The organism is Streptomyces desertarenae, assembly GCF_042681365.1.
Classification (GTDB): Bacteria; Actinomycetota; Actinomycetes; order Streptomycetales; family Streptomycetaceae; genus Streptomyces; species Streptomyces desertarenae.
Genome location: NZ_JBHUFU010000022.1, coordinates 39,205 through 54,617 on the forward strand (window position 1 = coordinate 39,205; position 15,413 = coordinate 54,617).

15 protein-coding genes are annotated in these 15,413 nt (G+C 72.5%); 6 read left to right on the top strand and 9 right to left on the bottom strand.

From position 1 onward, the window contains the following. Positions 1-59: 59 nt before the first annotated feature. Positions 60-962 carry an aminoglycoside phosphotransferase family protein gene (locus tag ACFSJS_RS25385; RefSeq protein ID WP_380904362.1) on the top strand — a complete coding sequence of 301 codons (903 nt, stop codon included), beginning with the start codon at positions 60-62 and terminating at the stop codon, positions 960-962. A 109-nt stretch (positions 963-1,071) separates the two neighbouring features. Here ACFSJS_RS25385 and ACFSJS_RS25390 read toward each other — a convergent pair whose 3' ends face one another. From ACFSJS_RS25390 to ACFSJS_RS25430, 9 genes are all read right to left on the bottom strand, one after another. Beyond that, positions 1,072-2,784, bottom strand: a complete 1,713-nt coding sequence (locus ACFSJS_RS25390) for a proline--tRNA ligase (protein ID WP_380904364.1) — start codon at positions 2,782-2,784, stop codon at positions 1,072-1,074. Positions 2,785-2,910: 126 nt separating this feature from the next. Then, positions 2,911-3,444, bottom strand: a complete 534-nt coding sequence (locus ACFSJS_RS25395) for a GNAT family N-acetyltransferase (protein ID WP_380904366.1) — start codon at positions 3,442-3,444, stop codon at positions 2,911-2,913. A 34-nt stretch (positions 3,445-3,478) separates the two neighbouring features. After that, positions 3,479-4,324: a GNAT family N-acetyltransferase gene (locus ACFSJS_RS25400; protein WP_380904367.1), complete on the bottom strand. Its 846-nt coding sequence runs from the start codon at positions 4,322-4,324 to the stop codon at positions 3,479-3,481. Between the two features lie 149 nt (positions 4,325-4,473). Next, positions 4,474-5,628, bottom strand: a complete 1,155-nt coding sequence (gene ispG / locus ACFSJS_RS25405) for a flavodoxin-dependent (E)-4-hydroxy-3-methylbut-2-enyl-diphosphate synthase (protein ID WP_380904368.1) — start codon at positions 5,626-5,628, stop codon at positions 4,474-4,476. 166 nt (positions 5,629-5,794) lie between these two features. Continuing rightward, complete coding sequence (locus ACFSJS_RS25410) at positions 5,795-7,099, bottom strand: M50 family metallopeptidase (protein WP_380904369.1); 1,305 nt, start codon at positions 7,097-7,099, stop codon at positions 5,795-5,797. Further along, positions 7,096-8,385 carry a 1-deoxy-D-xylulose-5-phosphate reductoisomerase gene (dxr, locus tag ACFSJS_RS25415; RefSeq protein WP_380904370.1) on the bottom strand — a complete coding sequence of 430 codons (1,290 nt, stop codon included), beginning with the start codon at positions 8,383-8,385 and terminating at the stop codon, positions 7,096-7,098. Before dxr ends, ACFSJS_RS25410 begins: the two co-directional genes overlap by 4 nt. A gap of 63 nt (positions 8,386-8,448) precedes the next feature. After that, complete coding sequence (locus tag ACFSJS_RS25420) at positions 8,449-10,014, bottom strand: hypothetical protein (protein ID WP_380904372.1); 1,566 nt, start codon at positions 10,012-10,014, stop codon at positions 8,449-8,451. Next, on the bottom strand, positions 10,011-10,718 hold the full coding sequence (locus tag ACFSJS_RS25425; protein ID WP_380904374.1) for an ABC transporter ATP-binding protein: 708 nt from the start codon (positions 10,716-10,718) through the stop codon (positions 10,011-10,013). The genes ACFSJS_RS25420 and ACFSJS_RS25425 overlap by 4 nt, the downstream gene beginning before the upstream one ends. Continuing rightward, positions 10,715-11,254, bottom strand: a complete 540-nt coding sequence (locus tag ACFSJS_RS25430) for a PadR family transcriptional regulator (protein ID WP_380904376.1) — start codon at positions 11,252-11,254, stop codon at positions 10,715-10,717. The genes ACFSJS_RS25425 and ACFSJS_RS25430 overlap by 4 nt, the downstream gene beginning before the upstream one ends. Before the next feature lie 180 nt (positions 11,255-11,434). On the opposite strand from ACFSJS_RS25430, the gene ACFSJS_RS25435 reads away from it, so the two are divergent. The 5 genes from ACFSJS_RS25435 (at position 11,435) to ACFSJS_RS25455 (ending at position 15,325) form a co-directional block, all read left to right on the top strand. Then, positions 11,435-11,962, top strand: a complete 528-nt coding sequence (locus ACFSJS_RS25435; RefSeq protein WP_380904378.1) for a GNAT family N-acetyltransferase — start codon at positions 11,435-11,437, stop codon at positions 11,960-11,962. Beyond that, complete coding sequence (locus tag ACFSJS_RS25440) at positions 11,959-12,711, top strand: alpha/beta hydrolase (RefSeq protein ID WP_380904380.1); 753 nt, start codon at positions 11,959-11,961, stop codon at positions 12,709-12,711. Before ACFSJS_RS25435 ends, ACFSJS_RS25440 begins: the two co-directional genes overlap by 4 nt. A 226-nt stretch (positions 12,712-12,937) precedes the next feature. Continuing rightward, on the top strand, positions 12,938-13,138 hold the full coding sequence (locus ACFSJS_RS25445) for a hypothetical protein (RefSeq protein ID WP_380904382.1): 201 nt from the start codon (positions 12,938-12,940) through the stop codon (positions 13,136-13,138). Positions 13,139-13,147: 9 nt separating this feature from the next. Continuing rightward, positions 13,148-14,800 (top strand): alpha/beta hydrolase, encoded by a 1,653-nt coding sequence (locus ACFSJS_RS25450; RefSeq protein WP_380904384.1) that lies wholly within the window; start codon positions 13,148-13,150, stop codon positions 14,798-14,800. 6 nt (positions 14,801-14,806) lie between these two features. Further along, positions 14,807-15,325: a hypothetical protein gene (locus ACFSJS_RS25455; RefSeq protein WP_380904386.1), complete on the top strand. Its 519-nt coding sequence runs from the start codon at positions 14,807-14,809 to the stop codon at positions 15,323-15,325. The last annotated feature ends 88 nt before the right edge of the window (positions 15,326-15,413 follow it).

The window sequence follows — 15,413 nt, forward strand, 5'->3', positions numbered from 1 at the left end:
GCGGGGCGGACGGCACGGGCCCACGGACGGACAGGACGACGGAAGGGAACCGCTCGCGCATGGCATCCGCCCCCCACGTCGGCCCGCCGCAGCGGCTGGTGCGCTCCCTGGGAGCGGACTCCCCCTGGCTGGCGCGCCTCCCCGAGCTGCTGGCGGGCGCACTGGCCCGCTGGGACCTGTCGGCCGAGCGGGTGGTGGCGCCCGGCGGGCGCGGCAGCCTGGTGGTCCTGGTGCGCCGGGCGGACGGCGCCCCGGCCGCGCTGAAGCTGCGCGCGGACGGCGCCGCGGCGGAGGCGGCGGCCCTGGACCGCTGGGGCGGGCACGGCGCGGTGCGGCTGCTGGAGGCGGATCCGAAGACGGGGGCGCTGCTGCTGGAGCGGCTGCACGCCGAGGTCTCGCTGCGCTCCCTGCCGGAGGCCAAGGCCAACCTGGAGGCGGTCTCGTCGCTGCGCCGGCTGTGGGTGCCCCCGGCGCCCGGCGGCGGGGGACACCCCTTCACCACCGTGGCCGAGCACACCGCGCGGGCCGCGGAGCGGATCCGGCGGCACCTGCCGGCGGAGGCCCGCGCGCTGGCCGACGAGGCGCTGGAGCTGTGCTCGGCGCTGCTCGCCGACGCCCCCGAGGAACTGCTGCTGCACGGCGACTTCCGGCAGGGCGCCGTGCTCTCGGCCGGTCCCGGGCGGGCGCACTGGCTGGCCGTCGGCCCCGATCCCCTGGTCGGCGAGCGCGCCTACGACCTGGCCCGGCTGGTGCGCGACCGGCTGCACGACCTGGGGGCCACCTCCGGTGCCTCCTCCCTGACCCGGCGCCGGGTGCGCAAGCTGGCGGACGCCCTGGAGGTGGACCGGGAGCGGCTGCGCGGCTGGAGCCTGTACCGGGCGGTGGAGTCGGCCTCCCGGCACTTCGCCGCCGGCGCGGGCGCGGACGGCGAGATGCTCCTGGAGTTCGCGGGCTGGCTCTGACCGGCGGCCGGCCGCGGCGTGCGCGCGGACGGCGGGGGCGCGGGGCTGCGGCGCGGGGCGCCGCGTCCGGCGGGTCGCGGACCGGACGCGGGCCCCGGGCCGGAGCGGATCAGGCGCGGGCGGCCAGCCGCTCCACGGCCTCCTCCACCGGCAGCTCCTCGCGCTCGCCGGTGCGCCGGTCCTTCAGCTCCACCAGGCCCTTGGCCGCGCCGCGGCCCACCACCAGGATCTCGGGGACGCCGATCAGCTCCGCGTCGGTGAACTTCACCCCGGGCGAGACCCCGGCCCGGTCGTCGACCAGGACCCGCACCCCGGCAGCGGCCAGCCGGCCGGCCAGCTCCAGGGCCAGCTCGATCTGGGTGCCCTTGCCCGCGGCGACGACGTGGACGTCCGCCGGGGCCACCTCCCGCGGCCAGCACAGGCCCTGGGCGTCGGCGGTCTGCTCCGCCAGCGCGGCCACGGCGCGCGAGACGCCGATGCCGTAGGAGCCCATGGTGACGCGGACGGGCTTGCCGTCCTTCCCCAGCACGTCCAGCCCGAAGGCGTCGGCGTACTTGCGGCCGAGCTGGAAGATGTGGCCGATCTCGATGGCCCGGTCCAGCTTCAGTCCGGCGCCGCAGGACGGGCAGGGGTCACCGGGCTCGACGGTGACCACGTCCAGGTACTCGTCGACCTCGAAGTCCCGGCCGCACACCACGTTGCGGGCGTGGGTGTCGGGCTTGTTGGCACCGGTGATCCAGGAGGTGCCGGGGGCCACGCGCGGGTCGGCGACGTAGCGGAAGGCGGTGCCGGCCAGGCCCTGCGGGCCGACGTAGCCGCGCACCAGGGCGGGGCGGCCGGTGAAGTCCTCGGCGGTGACCAGTTCGACGGTGGCGGGCGCCAGGTGCTCGGCGAGCTTGCCCAGGTCCACCTCGCGGTCGCCGGGCACGCCCACGGCCCAGATCTCGCCGTCCACCTTGACCAGGAGGTTCTTCAGGGTGGCGGAGGCGGGCACGCCCAGGTGCTCGGCGAGGGTCTCGATGGTGGGGGTGTCGGGGGTGTCCAGCTCCTCGAGCGGCGGGTGGCCCAGGGGGTCGCCGGCGGGGTTCAGGGGGAAGGTGACGGCCTCGGTGTTGGCCGCGTAGCCGCAGGAGGGGCAGTCGGCGAAGGTGTCCTCGCCTGCGGCGGCCGGGGCGAGGAACTCCTCGGAGGCCGAGCCGCCCATCGCGCCGGAGATCGCGGAGACGATCCGGTGGTCCAGGCCGAGCCGGGTGAAGATCCGCACGTACGCCTCGCGGTGCAGCCGGTAGGACTCGGCCAGCTCCTCGTCGGAGGTGTCGAAGGAGTAGGAGTCCTTCATCAGGAACTCCCGGCCCCGCAGGATGCCCGAGCGCGGCCGGGCCTCGTCCCGGTACTTGGTCTGGATCTGGTAGAGCATCACCGGCAGGTCCTTGTAGGACGCGCACTGGTCCTTGACGACCTGGGTGAAGATCTCCTCGTGGGTGGGGCCGAGCAGGTAGTCGGCGCCCTTGCGGTCCTTCAGCCGGAACAGCAGGTCGCCGTACTCCTCCCAGCGCCCGGTCTCCTCGTACGGCTCCTTGGGCAGCAGGGCCGGCAGCAGCACCTCCTGGGCGCCGATGGCGTCCATCTCCTCGCGGACGATCCGGGCGACGTTCTCCAGCACCTGCTTGCCCAGCGGCAGCCAGGTCCAGATCCCGGCGGCGGTGCGGCGGACGTAACCGGCGCGGACCAGGAGCCGGTGGCTGAGGGTCTCGGCGTCGGCCGGGTCCTCGCGCAGTGTCTTGACCATCAGACGGGACATGCGCTGGACGCGGGCTGCCATGGGGTACTCCTGCGGGCTGTGTGGTGTGCGGTGGTGCGGGCGGGCGGCGTGCCGCGCCCCGCGCAGGAGACTACCGGCGACGCGGCGGGGGCGGTGCGCCCGGCTCCGCCGGGGCGCCTCACCCCCTCACCGCCGCAGCGGCAGCGGCGCCCCCATCACCGCGTACGGGCTGGGCGCGCTGGGGAACAGCACGTTGCGGGCCAGATCGCGGTAGCCCAGGGAGCGGTAGAGGGCACGGGCGGGGCTCTCGGTGTCGATCGCCGAGAGGATCGAGCGGGGCTCCTCGGCGGTGTCGGTGATCGCCGTGATCAGCTCCCGGCCGATGCCGCGCTTCTGGTACGCCGGGTGGACGTGCAGTTCGGTGATGACGAAGGCGTTGTCGAGCCACTCGGCGTTGCCCTCGCGCCGCAGGTAGGGCTCGACGACCGTGGACCACCACTGGGCGCGGTCGTTGGGCATACCGTAGACGAAGCCCACCAGCCGGCCCTCCGGGGTGGTGGCGCCCAGGGCGCGGGCGCCGGGGACGGCCGCGTGCCGCAGCACGATGTGGCGGCGCACCCCCACCTCGTCGTCGGTCAGCCCGAAGGCGACGGCCTGCACCGCGAGCGCCTCGTCCACCCGGGCTGCCAGGTCCAGTGGACCGACCACGACGTCCTTCATGACCGCCGACCCTACTTCACCGGCACCGGGCGGCTCAGAACAGTACGCTCATGAACGCGCCGACCTCACGGAAGCCCACCTTCCGGTAGGTCGCGCGGGCGGCGGCGTTGTAGTCGTTGACGTAGAGGCTGGCGACCGGGGCGACCTCGGTCAGGGCGTAGCGCAGCACCGCCGCCATGCCGGTCACGGACAGGCCCCGGCCGCGGCGCTCGGGGGCGACCCACACCCCCTGGATCTGGCAGGCGTGCGGGGTGACGGCGCCGATCTCGGCCTTGAAGACCACCCGGCCGTCCTCGATGCGGGCGAAGGAGCGGCCGGTGCCGACCAGTTCGGCGACCCGGGCCTGGTAGACCAGCCCACCGTCGCCGGCCAGCGGCGAGACGCCGACCTCCTCGGTGAACATCGCCACGCAGGCGGGCATCAGCACGTCCATCTCGTCCTTGCGGACGCGCCGCACGTACGGGTCGGGCCGTATGCCCTCGGGGAGGGTGTCGGTGGCCATCAGCGGCTGATGGCGGCGGACGTCCCGCGCGGGCCCCCAGTGCGGCTCCAGACGGGCCCACAGGTCGGCGGTGGGTCCGGCGGGGCCGACGACGGAGGAGCAGCGGCGCCCCTGGCGGCGGGCCCGCTCGGCGAAGGCGCGCACCGCCTCCGGCCCGGCGCAGACGGGCACGAGGTTGGCGCCGGAGTAGCACAGGGACTCCAGGCGCCCCCGGTGGTACCAGCCCCACATCTCACCGCCCAGCCGCCACGGGTCCAGCCCGGAGACGCGGACCCGGGAGGCGACGAAGGCGTTGGCGACGGGCTCGCGGTCGAGCACCGCGAGGGCGTCGTCGAACTCGTGCGGTTCCACGACGCGGGTGGTGGTGGTCGTCAACACGTGGAAATGCCTCACCGTGCGGCCCGAGGGGGGTCGGGGGTGCCGAGATGGGGGTGCGGTCTCCCGACTCTACCTCTCGGGCCGCGGGGGCGCGGTGCCGGCGGGTGCGGTGCGGCCGCGGCACGGGCGGTGCCGGACCGGGCCTCGGGTCAGCTGACGGAGACCTGCGGCTCGCCGGACGCCACGCCGTCCTTCTCCATCTGCTCGGCGATCTTCATGGCCTCGTCGATGAGGGTCTCGACGATCTTGGACTCGGGCACGGTCTTGATGACCTCGCCCTTGACGAAGATCTGGCCCTTGCCGTTGCCGGAGGCGACGCCGAGGTCGGCCTCGCGGGCCTCGCCGGGGCCGTTGACGACACAGCCCATGACGGCCACCCGCAGCGGCACCTCCATGCCCTCGAGACCGGCGGTGACCTCGTCGGCGAGCTTGTAGACGTCCACCTGGGCCCGGCCGCAGGAGGGGCAGGAGACGATCTCCAGGCGGCGCTGGCGCAGACCGAGGGACTCCAGGATCTGGAGGCCGACCTTGACCTCCTCCACCGGGGGCGCCGACAGGGAGACGCGGATGGTGTCGCCGATGCCCTCGGACAGCAGGGCGCCGAAGGCGACGGCGGACTTGATGGTGCCCTGGAAGGCCGGCCCGGCCTCGGTGACGCCCAGGTGCAGGGGGTAGTCGCACTTCCGGGCCAGCAGCCGGTAGGCGTTGACCATCACGACCGGGTCGTTGTGCTTGACCGAGATCTTGATGTCGCGGAAGCCGTGCTCCTCGAACAGGGAGCACTCCCACAGCGCGGACTCCACCAGCGCCTCGGGGGTGGCCTTGCCGTACTTGGCCAGCAGCCGCTTGTCCAGGGATCCGGCGTTGACGCCGATGCGGATCGGGACGCCGGCGTCGGAGGCCGCCTTGGCGATCTCCTTGACCTTGTCGTCGAACTGCCGGATGTTGCCCGGGTTGACACGGACGGCGGCGCAGCCGGCGTCGATGGCGGCGAAGACGTACTTGGGCTGGAAGTGGATGTCCGCGATCACCGGGATCTGGGACTTCTTCGCGATGGCCGGCAGGGCCTCGGCGTCGTCCTGGGACGGGCACGCCACGCGGACGATCTCGCAGCCGGCGGCGGTCAGCTCGGCGATCTGCTGGAGCGTGGCGCCGACGTCCGCGGTGACGGTGGTGGTCATCGACTGCACGGAGACCGGGGCGTCGCCGCCGACGGCCACCGAACCGACCTGGATCTTCCGGCTGATCCGTCTGTCGGCCAGTTTGGCTGGTACGGACGGCATTCCGAGTGAAATGGCTGTCATGTGGTGCGACCCCAAGCTGTGGTTCAGTGCCCCGTTCGGCGGCGGTCTCAGGCATCCGAGATTACGGTACGTCCACCGCCCCGGGCACATCGCGGGGCCGGTGCCCGCGTGCGGAGCGGAGGACGCGCCGGGTCCGCGCGCCCTCCGCTCCGCACGCGCCCTGGCCTCACCCCGTCAGGCGCACCGGGTTGACGATGTCCGCGATGAGGACCAGCAGGGTGAAGCAGACGAAGACACCCGCCACCACGTAGGCCACCGGCATCAGCTTGGCCACGTCGAACGGCCCGGGGTCGGGACGGCGCAGGACCCGGGCGACGCCCCGGCGCACCGACTCCCACAGCGCGCCCGCGATGTGGCCGCCGTCCAGCGGCAGCAGCGGCAGCATGTTGAACAGGAACAGCGACAGGTTGAAGCCCGCCACCAGGAAGAGCATCACCGCCACCCGTTGTTCGGCGGGGATCTCCAGGGCGAAGACGTCACCGCCGACGCGGGCCGCGCCGACCACGCCCATGGGCGAGTCCTGCTCGCGCTCGGCGCCGTTGAAGGCGGCGTCCCACAGCCCGGGGATCTTCTCCGGGAGGCTGAGCAGGGCGTCGACGCCGCTGACCATCATGTCGCCCATGCGGTCCACGGCCTGCGGGAAGGTCTGCTCGACCACGCCGGTGGCCGGGGAGAACCCCAGGAAGCCGGTGGTGACGTACTCGCCCTCGACGTAGCCGCCGCGCCCGTCGGACTTGGCGACCTCGTTCTTCACCAGGTTGGCGTGGAGGACCTTGCGCTCGCCGTCGCGCTCGACGGTGACGGTGGCCGGGCCGATGGTGTCGCGGATGCGCTGCTGGAGGTCGCCCCACTCGGCGACCTCCTTCCCGTCGAAGGCGACGATGGTGTCGCCGGGCCTGAGGCCGGCCGCCTTGGCCGGGGAGTCCGGGGCGCCCTCGGGGCAGGTGTCGGTCCGCTCCGAGACCTTGATGACGCAGTCGGAGACGGTGGCGACGGTGGTGGTCTGCGTGCTGATGCCGAAGGCCATCAGCGTGGTGACGAAGACCACCACGGCCAGCACCAGGTTCATGAAGGGCCCGGCGAACATCACGATCACGCGCTTCCAGGGCTTGCGCGTGTAGAACAGCCGCTTCTCGTCGCCCGGCTGGAGCTCCTCGAAGGCGGCGGCGCGAGCGTCCTCGATCATGCCCCGGAAGGGCGAGGTGGAGCGCTTGCGCAGGGCGCCGTCCTCGCCGGGCGGGAACATGCCGATCATGCGGATGTAGCCGCCGAGCGGGATCGCCTTGATGCCGTACTCGGTCTCGCCGACCTTCCTCGACCACAGGGTGGGCCCGAAGCCGACCATGTACTGCGGCACCCGGACGCCGAACATCTTGGCCGTCGACAGGTGGCCCAGCTCGTGCCAGGCGATGGAGAACAGCAGCCCGACGACGAAGACGACTATGCCGAGGATGGTCATCACCGTCGTCATGCGCGTGCCTCCGCTGTCGTCGCACCAGTGGTACGTACCGTACGCGCCGCCAGTTCCCGGGCGCGGGCGCGCGCCCACTCCTCGGCGTCGAGGACGTCCTCCAGGGTCAGCCCGCCTCCCCGGGGGGTGCCGTGCTCCTCGACCACCGCGGCGACGGTATCCACTATGCCGGTGAAGGACAGCCCGCCGGACAGGAACGCCTCGACGCACTCCTCGTTGGCCGCGTTGAAGACCGCCGGGGCGGTGCCGCCGAGGGCACCGACGTGGCGGGCCAGCGCCACGGACGGGAACGCCTCCTCGTCCAGGGGGAGGAACTCCCAGCTCATCGCCGTGGACCAGTCGAAGACGGGACCGGCGTCGGGCACCCGGTGCGGCCAGCCCAGACCGAGCGCGATGGGCAGCCGCATGTCGGGCGGCCCGCACTGGGCGAGGGTGGACCCGTCGGTGAACTCCACCATCGAGTGAATGTAGGACTGCGGATGGACGACGACCTCGATGCGGTCGAAGGGGATGTCGTACAGCAGGTGGGCCTCGATGACCTCCAGCCCCTTGTTGACCAGGGTCGCGGAGTTGATCGTGATGACCGGGCCCATGGCCCAGGTGGGGTGGGCCAGGGCGTCGGCGGGCGTGACGTTCCGAAGCTCCGCGCGGCTGCGTCCCCGGAAGGGGCCGCCGGAGGCGGTGACCAGCAGCTTGCGCACCTCGGCCCGGGTGCCGCCCAGCAGGGCCTGGAAGAGGGCGGAGTGCTCGGAGTCGACGGGGACGATCTGGCCGGGCTTCGCCAGGGCCTTCACCAGCGGACCGCCGACGATCAGGGACTCCTTGTTGGCCAGGGCCAGGGTGCGGCCCGCCTCCAGCGCGGCGAGGGTGGGGCGCAGCCCGATGGAGCCGGTGATGCCGTTGAGGACGGTGTGGCACTCGGACGCGGCCAGCTCGCAGGCCGCGTTCGGCCCGGCCAGCACCTCGGGCAGGGGCTCGGCCGGGCCGTAGCGGGCGCGCAGCGCCTCGCGCAGCTCGCCGGCCTTGTCCGCGCGGGAGACCGCGACGGCGCGGACCCGCAGCCGGTGGGCCTGCTCGGCCAGCAGCTCCACCCGTCCGCCCGCGGCGGACAGCGCGGTCACCCGGAAGCGGTCGGGGTTGCCGAGCACCACGTCGACGGCCTGGGTGCCGATCGATCCGGTGGAGCCCAGGATCACGATGTCGCGCGGTCCGTCGGCGGGGGCGTCGGCGGCGCCGGCCGGGTGGCTCAGGTGCGGGTCGGCGAGAGGGGCGGGACTGTCGGTCATCCCCCCATTCTGTCCGGTCCGCGAGACGGACCGGACACCGCGTCGCACCGCGCCGCCCGGCCGTCACCCGGTGCGCAGTTCCTCCACCGCCGTGCCGGAGCGCAGGAACAGCAGGCCGATACCGGTGGCGACCGCGACGAGGGCCAGGACGCCCAGCCCGTGGAGCGCCAGGTCGTCCAGGGGCACGGGGACGGCGCGCACGACGTCGGGTACCTCGACGAAGCGGCTGTGCTTCTCGAAGTTCCCCTCGCACAAGGCGGGATCCGCGTCGCAGACCTGCGCCTGGCCGCCGTACTCCCGCACCTCCGGGCCGAAGTAGCCCCGGCCCATCAGGGTGCCCACGGCCATGGCCGACAGCACGGCCGGGACCAGGGGTGTGAACGTCTGCCACAGCAGCGCCCGGGCCAGCACCGGGCGGGGCACTCCGCAGGCCGCCAGGGCGGCGTGGGTGCGGCGGCGGGCGACGACGGCCTCGGCGACGGCCACCAGCATTCCGCCGGCCGCGATCACCAGCGCCACGGTCACGGCCGTGTCCACCAGGTCCATGCTCCTCAGGTAGAAGGGGTCGGCCCGGTACACGTCCGCCCCCGTTCCGCCGGCCGCCTCGGCGTGGAGCCGCCACACCTCCCGCCGGGCCTCGTCCATCGCGGTGAAGTAGGAGCGCCCGGTCAGGGCGCCGGCGCCGAAGACCACGGCCACCAGCAGCGCGGCGAGGGTGCGGCTGCCGTGCCAGGGGTCGGCGAGCAGCCGCCGGGCGGCCAGCAGCGGTGCGGGGCGCCGGGCGAAGCGGTGCAGCACCCGGCCGGCGGTGTGGGAGATCCAGCCCGTCCCGAGCACGACGCCGAGGGCGGCCAGGAGCCCGCCCCCGAGGAGCAGGACGAGCGGCAGGGGGAAAGTGAAGGAGGCGTCGCGGGTCTCGTCGTACCACGTCCACAGCCCCTCGTAGGCGAGGAACGCGCCGGCCCCGAGGGCCAGCAGGACGCCCGGCCACGGCTTCGGCGTCCCCTTCGGACGCGTGCGGCGCGCCACGCCGAGCGGATCCACCGCCACCCGGCGCAGCATCACCGCGGCCGTCGCCGCCGCGAGCAGCGGCAGGCCCAGCACGGTGGCGGCCGTTGCGGGCACGGACGGCAGGACGTCGGTGGGAAGGCGCAACCTGCCCTCGGCGTCCGGCCGGTGCAGCACCTCGTGTCCGATCAGGTAGACCGCGAGCCCGCCCAGGGTGCCCAGCAGGCTCGCCACCGCGGTCTCGGCGGCGACGACGGCCGTGGTCTGGCGCGGGGTGGCGCCGGCCAGCCGGATCGCGGCGAGCCGCCGGTCGCGGGCGGGGGCGCCGAGCCGGGCGCACTGTCCGGCCAGGGCCAGCACCGGGATGCCGAGCATCAGCAGGGCGGCGGCCACGCCGGGCCGCAGCCCGGGTTCACGCAGCAGCGCGTTGGTGTACTGGTCGGACCAGGCGGCGCTGCCGTCGCCCGGGCCGAGCCCGGCGGGCGCCTCGACGGCCAGCACGGTCAGCGCGGCGAGCACCGCCAGGGCGGCGAGGAGGGCGCTGAGGGCGGTGAGCACCACCCGCAGGGCGTCGGTACGGGTCCCGGCGAGGGCCAGCCCGAGGAGCGCGGAGGGTCTCACCGGCCACCGCCGTGCACCGTCGTCGGCATGTCGAGGCCGAGGCCGGACGGATCCACGGCCCCGTCCCGCAGGGCGACCTCGCGGTCGGCGTAGGCGGCGACGGACGCGTCGTGGGTGACGAGCACGACGCTGGTGCGCCGCTCGTGGGCGACCCGTGTCAGCTGCCCGAGCAGCCGCTCCCCGGCGAGCGCGTCCAGCGCGCCGGTGGGCTCGTCGGCGAAGAGCACCTTCGGGCCGGTGACCAGGGCGCGTGCGGCGGCGCACCGCTGCTGCTGGCCCCCGGACATCTCGCCGGGCCGGGCGTCGGCCACGTCGGCGGCGTCCAGCCGCTCCAGCCACTCCAGCGCGGCCGCCCGGGCCTCGCGCCGCCCCTTCCCGGCCAGCAGCAGCGGCAGGGCGACGTTCTCGGCCGCCGACAGCTCCGCGACGAGCTGCCCGAACTGGAAGAGGACCCCGAACGCGGTGCGCCGCAGCCGGGAGCGGTCCGCCTCCGAGAGGGTGCCGAGGCGCTGACCCCCGTACAGCACCTCGCCTTCGTCGGGACGGAGGATCCCGGCCAGGCAGTGCAGCAGGGTGGACTTGCCGCAGCCGCTGGGCCCGGTGACGGCGAGGATCTCCCCCTCGGCCACCTCCAGGTCGACGCCGCGGAGCGCGGGCGTGGGTCCGTAGGACCTCACCAGCCCGCGGGCTTGCAGAAGCGTCATGAGCGCACCTCCCGGTGCAGGTCGGCGACGCGCTCCAGCGTGGTGCGCAGCCAGCGCAGGTCGGCGTCGAGGTGGGCGATGGCGAAGTCCGCGGCGACCACGTCGCCGAGAGAGGAGGCCGGGTCGGTCTTGACGGCGGTCAGCTCCCGCAGCCGTGCGGTGTGGGCCCGGCGCTGGGCGGCGAGGTAGTCACGGGCCTGGTCGGCTCCGTCGACGAGCAGGGCGACGACGACCTTGGCCAGCAGCACGCTGCCGACGTAGGGGGCGGGCGTCTCGATCTCCGCCATCCAGGCGCGCAGCTTCTCGCGGCCGGCCTCGGTGACGGCGAACTCGGTGCGGTCCGGGCCCCCTTCGCGGCTCTGGCCCCGCTTCTCGACCAGCCCGTCGCGCTCCAGCCGGCCGAGCGTGCCGTAGACCTGGCCGAAGGCGATCGGTTTGGCCTGGGGGAAGCGCTGGTCGTGCGCCTTCTTCAGGTCGTAGCCGTGCTGCGGCCCGGCGGCCAGCAGGGCGAGCAGGACGTGGGCTGCGGTGGACATGACGGCGACTATTCCCTGAGAGAATAGTCGCCGTCAAGTCGCTCCCCCGCCCAGGTGGTCGGCGTTCACCTACGGCAGCGAGCCGTGGGACGCACTTCCGGAGCACGTGCGCCGCGCAGGGGACGACCGGGCCTGCGCAATCCCGTTGTCCGCGCCCCGGGCGGGGATGAGAATGCCCCGGTGCTGATCCGACGCGAGACCCCCGCCGACGTCCCCGCCGTACGCGCCGTCACCGGGGCCGCCTTCGCCGCCCGGTCGCGGACGGCCGTCCCGATCGAAGTCACCCTGCTGGACGAACTGCGCGACTGCGCGGCGTGGTTGCCCGCGCTGTCGCTGGTGGCCCTGGCGCCGGACGGCGGGATCGTCGGGCACGTGGTGTGCACCCGCGGACGGGTCGGGGACACCCCCGCGCTGGGGCTGGGCCCACTGAGCGTGCACCCGGACCACCAGGGGCGCGGCACCGGATCGGCGCTGGTGCACACCGTGCTGGGTGCGGCCGACGCCCTCGGCGAGCCGCTGGTGGCCCTGCTCGGCGAGCCCGCCTACTACGGACGCTTCGGCTTCCGCGCCTCGGCGGAGTACGGCGTCACCCCGCCCGATCCCGCCTGGGGGAGGTACTTCCAGGTCCGTACGCTCTCCGCGTACGGACCCGGCAGCCCCGGCCCGCGCGGCACCTTCGCCTACGCCGAACCGTTCGACCGCGTGTGAACGGAACCGAGGTGACCGAGGAGCGCGGCGTCGTCTACGACGAGGCCGACGGCAAACTGTCGGACGTCCACCGGCCCGCCCGGCCGCCGGCCGGCGGCGCCCCGATCGTCCTGCTGTGGCACGGCAGGGGGCCGGACGAGCGGGACGTGCTCGCACCGCTCGCGCGGGAGGCCGCCGGCCTGGGGCTGGTGGTCGTGGTGCCCGACTGGCGCCCGGACGCGGCCGACGGCGGCCTGCGCCACCTGCGGGCGTCGGCGCGGTTCGCGCGGGAGCGGGCGGGCGAACTCGGCGGCGACGCCGACCGGATCGTGTCGGCGGGTTGGTCGCTGGGGGCGTACGTGGCGATGAGCGCGGCCGTCCGGCCCGAACTGCTGGACGGGGTGCGGCCGACGGCCGTCGTCGGAATCGCGGGCAAGTACCTCTGGGAGCGCCCGGAGTCGGGACTGCGCGACCTGCGCGACGAGTTGGCCGCCACGTCCGTCGACCCGGTCCCCGTCCACCTGGTGCACGGCACCGCCGACGACATCGCGGCCGTCCATCACTCGCGGGACTTCGTGCCCGTCCTCGACCGGTGGGGGTGGCCGGTCGACCTCACCGAGACCGACGCCGACCACGCGGGCGTACTGGGGGCCGAGTACGCCCCGGGGCGGGGACGCTGCGTCCCGACCCGGAACGCGTCCGCCCTGGCGGCCGGACGCACCACCGCCCGCGTCCTGGCCCGCGCCGCCGGACTGCCGGCTCCGGGCTGACCGTCGCGGCTTCGGCACCGTCGGCCGGGACAGGCCCGCTCGGAGCCCGATAACATCTCCCCCACCTCCGGATTCACTGGAGGAGAGTCACTTCCACCACCCGATCGGATACCAGTGGGGGAACCTTCAGGGGGAAAAGCTCAACATTTCACCAGGCGAGCTGCGCGCATCGGCTCATGCGGCGGACACCATCTCCAAGGATTTAGGGAAACCTCTGTCCAAGGCATTGGGGGACATCGCAGCCGCCGGAGAGTCCCTGCGCCACTGGTCCGTCGGAGCCCAACTCAAATCGACCGGAGAAGGCTGGGGTGACGCGCTGGGAAAGCTGCGCGGCCGATTGGGTGAGCACGCCGACGGCCTGCGCATGGTGGCCGATGGGCACGACGTCAACGAAGAGAACGTCCTGAGCCGGCTCAAGGGATGGTGACGCCTCACCATGCCGGAGCATTACGCCGAACTCTTCCGTCAGGATTTTTCCGACCTCGATGCTGCCGCCAAGTCATGGAAGAACCTGGTCGAAAAGTTCTCCGACGCGCAAAATGGTTCCGGGGGGAAAGTCTCCGGACCACTGCACGCCGCAGGATGGGAAGGCGAAAGCGCTCACTTCGGATTTGCAGCCCTGGAAGCGACCGAGAGCAAGCTCGGAACCGCCAGCACGAATGTGGGTCTCATAGCCTCGGTACTGGAGACACTCAGTGGCAGGATGCAGGCGGCTCAGCGGAAACTGCGCAACGCCGTCCGCGACGCCGAAGAAGCCGGACACACCGTGACCGCCGACGGGTGGGTCGAACCAAAAAAGGCCGTTGATCCGAGGTATCACAACGATCCCGACTACGAGAATATTCAGCAGGAGGCGAACCGCGACCTCGGGATGTACCGCTCACGCATCGGCGACGCGATCTCCGATGCGTTGACCGCCAGTTCACAGGCAGCCGAGGCGCTGCGCCAGATCGATCCGTTCGATCTCGACAAACGCTACGGCGGCGAGAAAGCCCGCGAGGACGCGCAGCGGGTTGCCGATTTCATGGGACTCGAAGAGGGCTCGGTCCCGGACAGCGAGCGGCCCGGGAAGAACGCCGAGTGGTGGAACGGCTTGGATGACAGCGAGAAGCGCGTCTACCTTGCAGCCTTACCCGACCGGATCGGCGCACTGGACGGCCTGCCCGCCACGGTGCGCGACCAGGCCAACCGCACCGTGATCGACAACCACCTGAACGACTACGCCCTGCGGGAGAACTCACTCGGCATACACGAGCGCTCCACTTACGCCTCGCTCCAGAAACTCAAGGACCGCCTGGACGAGACCGAAGCGTCCCCCGAACACAAAAAGCTCTATGTTCTGGGGATCGGCACGGAAGGCGACGGCAAGGCCATCGTGGCCATGGGAAATCCCGACAAGGCCGACCACACCGCCGTTCTCGTCCCGGGCACGGACACCGATCTGGGCAGCATGCCCGGTCAGATCTCGCGGATCGACCGCCTCCAGGACGCCGCCCTGGCGCAAAGCCCCAACGAAGACGTCGCCGTCATCAGCTGGCTCGGCTACGACGCCCCGGAGATCGACGGCAGCGTGGCCTCCAAGGGGCGAGCCGAGGAAGGCGCCGCCGACCTGCGCGGTTTCACCGAGGGCACCAGAGCCGCACACGAGGGCGGGCGCGGCCACCTTACCGTGACAGGCCACAGCTACGGAACCACCATGGTGGGAGTGGCAGCCAGCGGGGGCCGCGGATTGGAAGCGGACGACATCATCGCTTTGGGCAGTCCCGGTATGGGCGTCGACAAAGCCGCCGATCTGCAAGTGGACCCCGACCACGTATGGGTCGGCGCCACCCAACAGGACCCGATCGTCAAGCATGCATCGAACCTCACGCTCGGAATCAATCCCGCCAGGGAGGGGTTCGGCGCTCAACCCATTGCCGTGAACGACGGAGGGCACAGCAGTTACTGGGATTCAGGGAAGGAGAGCCTGAGAAACCAGGGCCGAATAATAGTCGGCCATCGGCCGAATACAGGCGAGTACTACCACGGCAAGGAAAGCGAGATCAACCCGGTGGGACCAGATGGAACACCCCTGCTAATTCCAGGATAGGACCCCTTGGAACTCAAAATTACCACAAGATTGATCGCCATTTTCACGGCGGCACTGATGTTGGGGGGTTGCATGTCGAGCGAAAAGAACGAGCCCCTTCCCCGAATGAGCAAGAAAGGCGCGGAAGACTGGGCCCGCCACTTCACCGAATCCATGGCCAGATCGGCCGGGGTGAAAATCAAGGAGGGAACAGTCAAGCCCGCCTTCCATGACTGCGTAGGGGAGAACGACGAGGTGGCCGAGGACGGAAGGTTCCTCCTCGACTACTACGCACGGGCCTCCCTTCCGGTTTCGGAACACGCGAAAGCCGTAAAGAAAGTTCGAGCAGACCTGGAAAAACGTGGATACACGATAAACGGGTATCAGGAGACAGGGGGCGGCAAGCCTTCCGTCCTATTGGATGCGGCACATCCGGAAAAGGGTTTCACTGTGTCGGCCGAAGGGCACGCTCCTCAGGACGAGCTTCTTTTCTCCATCAGCACTCCCTGCCTGCTTCCGCCCGGTGCGACACAGCAGCAGCTCTGAGTCCGGCACGCGGGCGACCGGGTTGTGCTCGCCGGCAAGGAAACCCCGCTCGGGCTGTGGCCGCGTCCCCGGTCCCCGCGTACCGGTG